Genomic DNA, 6,348 nt, shown 5'->3' on the forward strand with positions numbered 1-6,348 from the left:
ATCAGGTCGAGCAGTCGCCCGGCGGCCGGGCCGGCCACCAGCGTCCCGGCTCCGTCGATCCGGGTGGCCGCCACCGTGCGCACTAGACCGGAATCGTCGCGCTCGAGCACCGCCACCTCGCTGAGCCGGCGGCGCCCGTCGCGCTCACGGGTCATGTGCAGCACCACGTCGAGCGCCGACCCGAGCTGGCTGTGAGCCGCCTCGCGGCCGAGCCCGGCGGCCAGTGCCAGCGCCTCCACTCGTGCGGGCAGGTCGGCGGCCGAGTTGGCGTGGAGGGTGCCGCAGCCGCCCTCGTGGCCGGTGTTCATGGCAGCCATCAGGTCGACGACGGCGCCGTCGCGCACCTCGCCGACGACGAGCCGGTCCGGCCGCATCCGGAGCGCCTGGCGCACCAGGTCGCGCAGCACGACCGCACCCGCCCCCTCGAGGTTCGCCGGCCGCGCCTCGAGGCCGACGACGTGCGGGTGGGCCGGCCGCAGCTCGGTCGCGTCCTCGACGACCACGATCCGCTCGGCCGGATCGACCGCACCGAGGAGGGCCGACAGCAACGTGGTCTTGCCGCTCCCGGTGCCACCGGTCACCAGGAACGCCAGCCGGGCGCCGACGACCAGGCGCACCAGCTCGTACGACTCGGCCGTAAGAGTGCCGGCCTCGCGGAGCTGCTCCAGGGTGAAGCCACCGCGCCGCGGCACGCGCAACGAGATCGCCGTCCCCGGCCGGGCGAGCGGGGCGAGCACCGCGTGACAGCGGGTCCCGTCGGGCAGTCGTACGTCGGCGTACGGCGCCGCGTCGTCCAACCGCCGTCCGCCGGTCGCGACCAGCCGCTGCGCGAGCCGGCGTACGGCGTCCTCCCCCTCGAACCGCACCTCGGTCCGCTCGAGACCGGCACCGCGGTCGACGTGGACCTCGCCGGCGCCGTTGACCAGCACGTCGGTGACGCCGGGTTGTCGCAGCAGCGGCTCGAGCGGCCCGGCGCCGACCGCGTCGCGGCGCAGCGCCTCGTAGACCGCGAGCACCGTGGCGTCGCCGACCGGGCGGCCGGCCGCGCGCAGCGCCTCGGCGACCCGGTGCGGGGTGAGCTCGCCCGGGGACCGGGCCAGGCGGCTGCGCACCTCCTCGACCAGACCCGCCACCTCGTCGACCAGGTCGTGGCTCATGCGTCGCCCTCCAGGACGGCGACGACCGCGCGCGCCAACGGCCCCCGCCGCGACCGCAACGGACCGAGCCCCAGGTCGAGCGCCTCTCCCAGCCTCGGCTGGTCGCGCATCTGCACCCGCACCGGCAGCCGCACCACCGACGCCACGTCGGCCGCCTCGACGGTCTCGCCGCGCAGCACCACGCCGACGTCGGGGTGGCCGGCGAACCGCTCCCGCATCCGCGCCGCCGCGCTCACGCCCAGCACGGTGCCGACGGTCACGACCAGCAGCTGGNACGGTCACGACCAGCAGCTGGTCGCACCGGGCGGCGACCTCGTCCACGAGCCGGTCGGGGGTCCGCGGCAGGTCGACGACGACCGTCTCGTGGCCGCGGCGAGCGGCGGATAGCGCCTCGCGGACGGCGAAGGCCTGGAGCGTCTGGGCACCGGCGCCGACGTACCACGACAGCACCCGCAGCGACCCCGACCGCGGCAGGGCGTCGCGCAGCGCCCGCGCACTCAGCCGGCCGGTGGTCTGGCAGAGGGCGTCCCAGCGGAAGCCCTCGGTCCGCTCGAGCCCGAGCATCCGGTCGAGACCCGGGCCCTGGGGATCGCAGTCGATCACCACCGCGTCGCCGGACCGCGCCGCGGCCTGGCCGAGCGCGCACGCGAAGGTGGTCGCCCCCGCCCCACCCGAACCGCCGATGACGCCGATCACCCGGCCGCGGGTCGCGCGTCGCTCGGTGAGGTCGGCGAGCAGCTCGACCAGCCACGCCGAGGAGCCGGCGAGCTCCACGACCTGCTCGGCGCCGACGTGCAGGGCCGTGCGGAACAGCTCGTCCGGCGCCCGTTGGTGCGCCACGACGTAGACGTGCGGCCGCTTCTCGGGCGCGATCCGGGCGACCTCGTCGGCCAGGTCGGCACCGAGCAGCACGACCGGCGCCTGCCCCCACGAGGCGAGCGCGGCGAGCGGCTCGCGCGCCGTCACGGGTACGACGTCGGCGGCCGCCGCGAGCGGCAGCAGCTCACCGAGCAGGCCCTCGTCGGCGGTGAGCAGGAGCGGGGCGGGCGCGATCGCGCCCAGGGGCGGGGTGGTGGTGATGGTCATGCCGGAGATGTCGCCGCGGCGCCGTACCGCCATGCCCGGAGGGCCGCGCCCTGGGGACGACGGCTGGAGCGGGGTCCGCTGTGGACGACGAGTGGGCCGCGCCGACGCGGCGGTTGCCCCACCCCGGCACGGTTGCCGCCCCTACGATGACGGGCATGGGCCCCGAGGCGGCATTCTTCGACCTCGACAAGACGATCATCGCGAAGTCGAGCGCGCTGGCGTTCAGCAAGCCGTTCCAGGCCGGCGGGTTGATCTCGCGGCGGGCTGTGCTGCGCTCGGCGTACGCCCAGTTCGTCTTCCTCGTCGGCGGTGCCGACCACGACCAGATGGAGAAGATGCGGCAGTTCATGTCGCAGCTCGTCGCCGGGTGGGACGTCGCGACGGTGAAGGAGATCGTCGCCGACACCCTGCACAACGTCGTCGACCCGTTGGTCTACGACGAGGCCGTGCACCTCATCGAGGAGCACCACGCGGCCGGGCGCGACGTCGTGATCGTCTCGTCGTCGGGCACCGACGTGGTCGAGCCGATCGGCGCGATGCTCGGCGCCGACCGGGTGGTCGCAACCAGGCTCGAGATCGTCGACGGCAGGTACACCGGCGAGATCGACTACTACGCCTACGCCGAGGAGAAGGCCAACGCGATCCGGGCGCTCGCGGAGGAGCGCGGCTACGACCTCGCCGCCAGCTATGCCTACAGCGACTCGGCCACGGACATCCCGATGCTCGAGGCGGTCGGGTTCCCGCACGTGGTCAACCCCGACCGTGAGCTGCGCAAGCTGGCCGCGGAGCGCGCCTGGCCGGTGCTGATCTTCAGCAAGCCGGTGGCCCTCCGGAACCGGGTGCCGTTGCCCCCGCGGAAACCGACCCTCGCCGCACTCGCGGTCGGCGGCGTCGTCGCGGTCGGGGCGGCGGTGTGGGTCGGAGCGCGGCGCCGCGGCGCCACCGCCTGAGTTCCCGCGCGCCTCTCCCCCGCCCCAAAAGTCAACCCTTGAAGGTCACCACCGACCGGCGTACAAAGGAAGACAGAACTCCATAGATCAACACATGGCCCAGGTACCCACGCGGCGATCCACCCTTCCTAACAGGGCGCACGTCATCGGAAAACTTCCGGAACGGCATTAGAGATGCACGCCTGGTAGCCACGGGATCATGTGTCAGCGGTGGCACCCGAGAGACTTCATTGACTCGGGTGCCACCTGCATATTTGCCCGAGCGTGTCGCAGACGATGCTCGCCACGCGGGCACTCGCTTCGCTCGGCCCGCGGGCTGCGCACCGTGCGGCTTCGCCGCAGTGCGACACGCTGCCGGGCGCGCAGTTGACGCGGTCTTTGGTCTCGGCTGCTTGGCGGCTTGCGCACCCAGCCCGAGCCTCCCCCGTGCCCCACCTGCATATTTGGGTGCTACTCGGCGGAGCGGACCAGCGGGCTGGCCTCGGCGGCGGCGGCGTAAGCCTCGGCGGCGTAGAGGAGCCAGGAGTGGATCCCGGAGGACTTGCCGCTGGAGTAGCCGCGCAGGTTCGACTCGTACTCCGCGCGCAGCGCGAGGTGGGCGGCCTCGGGGACGACGAGGGACTTCTCGTCCACGCCCTTGGAGGCGAGCAGCAGCCGCTCGGCGGCGCGGGCGACGATGCCGTTGTGGGACGGGAAGGGCGTGTTCACGGCCAGCTCGGCGTGGACGACCGCGGCGACGGCGAGCGCGGGCGCCTCGGTGGCGGCGGTGGCGAGGTCGGCGACGGTGCGCAGCAGGGCGGCCGACTCGGCGTCGCGCGGCCGACCGAGGCGGTCGTCGGGCAGCGACCCGTGGCCGGCGAGGGCGTGCAGCCGGGCGAAGGCCTGCAGGGGCGATCGTCGTACGACGGGGACCAGCGCGAGCAGCTCGGTCGACACGCGTACGGCGTCGGCGGCGATCTCGTCGCCCACCCCCTCCCGCACCTCGGCCAGGCTCGACGCGGACCCCTCGAGCACCGCGCTGGCGTGCGCGCCGCGCAGCAGCGACTCGGCCGTCATCTCGGGGCTGGTGCGCCGCAGACCGCGGTCGCGCAGCACCACGTCGATGCCGTCGCGCGCCCCGGCGAAGGCCGAGGGGACGCCCTCCAGCGACACCAACCAGGCCAATGGGTCTGCGCTCACCGGAAGTACGTTAGCGAGCAAGTACGGTGGCCCCTGATGGCACCCAACGATTCCGCACCTCGCGATCAAGGCCCCGATCCCGCCCGCTGCTTCGGAAGCGTGGTCGACGCCTACGAGCGCGGCCGGCCGGGCTACCCGATCGACGCCGTGCGGTGGCTGACCGGCGACGAGCCGTTGTCGGTGCTCGAGCTGGGTGCCGGCACCGGCAAGCTGACCCGCGAGCTGGTCGCACTGGGCCACGACGTGCACGCCACCGACCCGGACCCGGCGATGCTCGACATCCTCTCCCGCAACTACGTCGTCACCCGGATCTCGCAGACGACCGCGGAGGAGATCCCGGTCCCCGACAGCACGTTCGACATCGTGATCGCCGCGCAGTCCTACCACTGGTTCGACCACGAGCAGGCGCTCCCCGAGATCGCGCGGGTGCTCAAGCGCGGCGGCTCGCTGAGCCTGGTGTGGAACACCCGCGACGAGCGGATCCCGTGGGTGAAGCGGCTGGGTCGGGTGATCGGCAGCCAGGAGCAGGGGGCAGGTCCGGGCGAGGAGCTCGAGACGTCGCCGTACTTCGGGCCGGTCGAGCGCGAGTCCTTCAAGCACTGGCAGGTCATCGACCGCTCGTCGGTGCAGGACCTGGTGCTGTCCCGCTCCAACGTCGCCACGCTCTCGGCCGAGGCGCGGGCCGCGAAGCTCCGCGAGGTGCTCGCGTTCTACGACGACTTCGGCCGCGGCATGGACGGCATGCAACTCCCCTACATCACCGAGTGCTACCGCGCGGTCGTCGGCATCAAGCCGCAGTCCGCGCCCAAGACGCTCCTCGCCACGCAGAACCCGGCCGGCGAGGAGTACGTCGGCGAGGCGACCCAGCCGGTCGCCCTGACCGACGCCGGCCAGCTCTCCGAGGTCGTGGAACCCCCGACCGACGACGACTCGGGCATGCTCCTCATCGACTTCCGCTGATTGAATCAGCCGCATGCGACGGCGCGGGCATCTCGGGAGCGAGGCTGATCGCGCCACGTTCCGGGCGCTGCACCAGGCGTCGCTCGCCGCGCCGGCCCTGCGCGAGGGACTGACCGCGGACAGCGCGGACCGCGCGATCAAGCACCTCCGCACCCTGCTCGGTACGCCGGCGCTCGCGCTCACCGACACCGCGACCACCCTCGCGTGGGACGGCACCGGCGCCCACCATCGCGCCCAGGCCGGCGCGCTGGCGGCGATGCTGGTCGCCCCGGCCGGCACCGACCCGGCGCGCGGCTGGACCCGCACCGTCGAGCAGGGCCAGCTCCCCTGCACCACGGCCGGGTGCCCCGTCCGGTCGGCGGTGATCTGCCCGCTGGTCGTCGACGGGCGGGTGATCGGCACCGTGCAGGCGTTCTCGCCGACCACGACCGCGGGCCTGATCCGCGCCACCGAGGAGGTGGCGCAGTGGGTGTCGGGACAGCTGGAGCTGGCCGAGCTCGACACCAGCCGCAACCGGGCGATGGAGGCGGAGGTCCAGGCCCTGCGCGCGCAGATCAGCCCGCACTTCATCTACAACTCGCTCGGCGCGATCGCGAGCTTCGTGCGGACCGACCCGGACCGGGCGCGCGAGCTGCTGCTCGAGTTCGCCGACTTCACCCGCTACTCCTTCCGCCGGCACGGGGAGTTCACGACCCTGGCGGAGGAGCTGCGGTCGATCGAGCGCTACCTCCTGCTCGAGCAGGCGCGGTTCGGCGACCGGCTCCAGGTCACGCTGAACATCGCGCCCGAGGTGCTGCCGGTCGTCGTACCTTTCCTCTGCATCCAGCCGCTCGTCGAGAACGCCGTCCGCCACGGCCTCGAGGCCTCGGCTCCCGAGCACGGCGCCGGTCACCTCCGGATCGCCGCCCACGACCGCGGCCACGAGTGCGTGGTCGAGGTGGAGGACGACGGCGTCGGCGAGGACCCCGAGAAGGTACGCCGGGCGCTGGCCGGCGACACGACCCTCGACTCGGTCG

Annotated in this window: 5 protein-coding genes; 3 read left to right on the top strand and 2 right to left on the bottom strand. The window is 73.6% G+C overall.

The annotated features are described in order from the left end of the window. Positions 1 to 2,276 (bottom strand): TadA family conjugal transfer-associated ATPase (locus tag H0488_RS25160; RefSeq protein WP_312856475.1); only part of this gene is annotated, 2,276 nt, incomplete at its 3' end. 122 nt (positions 2,277 to 2,398) lie between these two features. Here H0488_RS25160 and H0488_RS21350 point away from each other — a divergent pair. Next, positions 2,399 to 3,193 (top strand): HAD family hydrolase, encoded by a 795-nt coding sequence (locus tag H0488_RS21350; protein ID WP_183101228.1) that lies wholly within the window; start codon positions 2,399 to 2,401, stop codon positions 3,191 to 3,193. Positions 3,194 to 3,643: 450 nt separating this feature from the next. On the opposite strand, the gene H0488_RS21355 is transcribed toward H0488_RS21350, so the two are convergent. Continuing rightward, complete coding sequence (locus H0488_RS21355; protein ID WP_183101229.1) at positions 3,644 to 4,372, bottom strand: oxidoreductase; 729 nt, start codon at positions 4,370 to 4,372, stop codon at positions 3,644 to 3,646. 36 nt (positions 4,373 to 4,408) lie between these two features. On the opposite strand from H0488_RS21355, the gene H0488_RS21360 reads away from it, so the two are divergent. Both H0488_RS21360 and H0488_RS21365 read left to right on the top strand, forming a co-directional pair. Beyond that, entirely contained in the window at positions 4,409 to 5,332 is a 924-nt protein-coding gene (locus tag H0488_RS21360; RefSeq protein WP_183101230.1) for a class I SAM-dependent methyltransferase, read from the top strand. Positions 5,333 to 5,345: 13 nt separating this feature from the next. Beyond that, the coding region (locus tag H0488_RS21365) for a sensor histidine kinase (RefSeq protein ID WP_183101231.1) at positions 5,346 to 6,348 on the top strand (1,003 nt) is incomplete at its 3' end.

The organism is Nocardioides pelophilus, from assembly GCF_014180685.1.
Classification (GTDB): domain Bacteria; phylum Actinomycetota; class Actinomycetes; order Propionibacteriales; family Nocardioidaceae; genus Nocardioides; species Nocardioides pelophilus.

Coding starts and splice junctions, on each gene's coding strand:
- H0488_RS21350 (WP_183101228.1), top strand. CDS start 2,399: ATGGGCCCCGAGGCGGCATTCTTCGACCTCGACAAGACGATCATCGCG.
- H0488_RS21360 (WP_183101230.1), top strand. CDS start 4,409: ATGGCACCCAACGATTCCGCACCTCGCGATCAAGGCCCCGATCCCGCC.